This is a genomic window from Roseomonas aerilata DSM 19363, assembly GCF_000711725.1.
Taxonomy (GTDB): domain Bacteria; phylum Pseudomonadota; class Alphaproteobacteria; order Acetobacterales; family Acetobacteraceae; genus Roseomonas; species Roseomonas aerilata.
This window is the reverse complement of record NZ_JONP01000118.1, coordinates 1-2,799: the sequence shown is the minus strand read 5'-3', so window position 1 is coordinate 2,799 and position 2,799 is coordinate 1. Positions and strand designations below refer to the sequence as shown.

The 2,799-nt window shown below is 65.2% G+C and carries 2 protein-coding genes; one reads left to right on the top strand and one right to left on the bottom strand.

The features are described 5' to 3' along the window. Positions 1 to 1,007: 1,007 nt before the first annotated feature. Positions 1,008 to 2,236 (top strand): IS3 family transposase gene (locus BO39_RS29175; RefSeq protein WP_245615471.1). Its coding sequence is split into 2 segments (ribosomal slippage): positions 1,008 to 1,347 and positions 1,347 to 2,236, totalling 1,230 coding nucleotides; the frame shifts between segments, so codons are not numbered across the junction. Positions 2,237 to 2,406: 170 nt separating this feature from the next. Here the strand turns inward: BO39_RS29175 and BO39_RS29170 are convergent. Beyond that, positions 2,407 to 2,703 carry a hypothetical protein gene (locus BO39_RS29170; RefSeq protein WP_156964154.1) on the bottom strand — a complete coding sequence of 99 codons (297 nt, stop codon included), beginning with the start codon at positions 2,701 to 2,703 and terminating at the stop codon, positions 2,407 to 2,409. Positions 2,704 to 2,799: the final 96 nt, after the last annotated feature.

Below are 2,799 nucleotides of genomic sequence, written 5' to 3'. Positions count from 1 at the left end.
ACGAGCGGCGCCTCGACGTCTCCGAGGCCTTGATCCACGTCGCCATGGGCGCCCTCTTCCGCAGGGTCGCCCACCGCTGAATTATCAAACGGTCACTGAGGGCAGCATACTTCTGGCACTCTTTCGATCGACCTCTGACTTGTTCCCGCAGCTTTAAGGGTGGTGGCGATATTTACGCGGGCTGGGATGCCTGCCGCCGAAGGTCGCGCCGGTGGCTCAGCGCCAGCCAGAGACCCCCACCAATAAGGGTCAGGAGCGTGGCGCCGGAGGCGGTCACAGCACACATCAACTCGAACAGCAGGTCGGACATCCGTTGTCGGGCTCTCTCGTGCGCCAAGCACGTCGCCTTATCGATAACTCACGATCTCGTGATATTGCAAGGAAGATGACAGGCGTGAGAGGGGCTGAGGCTGCCTGAACGCCTAACCCCGCCCGACCCCGTCAGAGACGCACCAAGCCGTACCGAGTTGGGGGGCATCTGGGACGGCCTCGACCAGGAGGGCCGCCGCCTGCTGCTGGCCCAGGCGCGCTGTGGCCGAGGTGACGAGAGAGCTACAGCAGCAGGCCATGCCGGAGGGTGAAAGGCCGGCCGCGGGCGTCTGCTCGAGACCATCTAGGCTGGTGGCTGATGATCCGCTTCGGCTGCGGCTATCACGTGGACCACCCCATCCGCCTCCTGATTGAGCGCCACGGCCCAGACACGGATCTGCACCTCATCGGCACGCGGCGACCGTGTCAGCGGTGCAAGCAGCGCCCGGCCTCGGTGCAGATGGTGGACCGGCCGGATCGCACGGGCGAGGGCTATGGTGGGGGAGCGCCGACGATTATCCGGCCGCTACCCGGAGGAGGTAGGGCTGTTGTCGCTGCTGCGATGATCGGAGGGAGGCTGGCATGACTACTTTTGCAGACACGCCAGCCCAGGCCATACTCAGGAGCTAGACCGATGGAGATGAGCCTACCCCCTTAATGCCTGGACACGGTCTCGCACTTCCGTAAGGGGTAGGCGTATGACTGTGTCTTTGACTGACACTTCGCCCAAGGTGGAGGTCATCACCTTCATCCAGCGCTGCCGGAGCTGGTCGGCGGCCGAGAAGGCGCGCATGGTCGAGGAGACCTACGCGCCGGGCGCCTCGGTGAGTTCGGTGGCCCGCCAGCACGGGGTGAACCCGAACCAGCTCTTCTCCTGGCGCCGCCTGGCGGCCGAGGGGGCCTACACCGCAGCGGCCGCAGGCGAGGAGGTGGTGCCTGCCTCCGAGCACCGGGCGCTGCAGCAGCAGGTTCGCGAACTCCACCGGCTGCTGGGCAAGAAGACGCTGGAGGCGGAGATCCTCAAAGAGGCCCTCCAGCAGGTCGAACCCAAGAAAAGATTGCTGCTGCGCGCGCCCTTGCTGCCACCGGACAGTTCCCGGTGAAGGCGGTCGCAGAAGCCCTCGGCGTCGCCCGATCCGGCATCGCTCCATCGGCCCGGGCCGCAGCGCCCGGACGCCGAGGCAGGCCGCCGCTGCCGGAGGACGACCTCCTGGGGCGGAGCAAGGATCTGATCGCAGAGCTACCGACCTACGGCTACCGACGGATCCATGCCTTGCTGCGCCAGAGGGCCGAGTTGGAGGGCTGGCCACCTCCGAACCACAAGCGCGTCTGGCGCGTCATGAAGGCCCACGGCCTCCTCCTGGCCCGGCACGCCGGCGGGGTGGAGCGCCGCCACGATGGTCGCGTTGCCGTTGAGGCCTGCAACACTCGCTGGTGCTCGGACGGCTTCGAGATCGCCTGCGACAACGGCGAGCGGGTCCGGGTCGCGTTCACCCTCGACTGCTGCAACCGGGAGGCCATCACCTATGTCGGCACCACCGGCGGCATCACCTCCGAGCATGTCAGAGACATGGTGGTCGAGGCCGTCGAGCGACGGTTCGGCCTCATTAACCGGCTGCCGAGCCCCGTCGAGTGGCTCAGTGACAACGGCAGCTGCTACGTCGCCCGCGAAACCCAGCGGTTCGCCAGCAGCCTCGGCATGCTCCCCAGAACCACCCCGCTCCAGAGCCCGCAGAGCAACGGTATGGCCGAGGCCTTTGTCCGCACATTCAAGCGCGACTACGCCCGCGTCCGGCCCTGCCCCGATGCCCAAACCGTTCTCCAGTCACTCCCGGCTTGGTTCACCCACTACAACGAAGTCCACCCTCACAGCGCGCTCGGATACCGCTCCCCGCGCCAGTTCATCCGTGCCACGTTAACAGCCTGATCCTGCCCGAGCTTTCGGGGGCAACAACAGGAGAATTCTACTCTTGGCCCTCTCGTTAGGCTCAAGAAAACGACAGAAAGGTCAATGAAGCGTTAACAGGAGGCAGATGGATTAGGGGCTGAGTAGCGCTGCAGGCGAGAGGTCTAGCAGAGGAGCACTGGCTAGGGTGACTACAACTGCTCTCTCTTTTCCGCAGCCGCTTCCATGCGGGCGAACTCGGCCTCAAACAGCGCAGTCATATCAAACAGCGCAGTCATACGGGTGCGTAGCGCGACTGCCTTGACCGCATCCCCCTTGATCGGTGCTTCGGCCAGCACTCGCGCCATTTGCGAGCTCAGGGTGCGAACGAGGCTCAGCCGATCGCCCTCTCCGCTACGGCTGAGCATGCCTTCGAGTGCACCGGCGAGGGACGCCGCAACCATCTGCTCAAGTCCTTCCTCCGGCGGCAGGTTAGAACCGTCGTTCATCTAGAGCACTTCAGGCTTACACGGACTCGCGGGTTCTGATTCGACGCTGTTGATGAAGCAGCGAGGCAGGTGATGACGGCACCCCTGTCGCAGGAC

Bases quoted from the DNA above. Each gene is read 5' to 3' on its own strand.
- BO39_RS29170 (WP_156964154.1), bottom strand. From the start codon at position 2,703: ATGAACGACGGTTCTAACCTGCCGCCGGAGGAAGGACTTGAGCAGATG.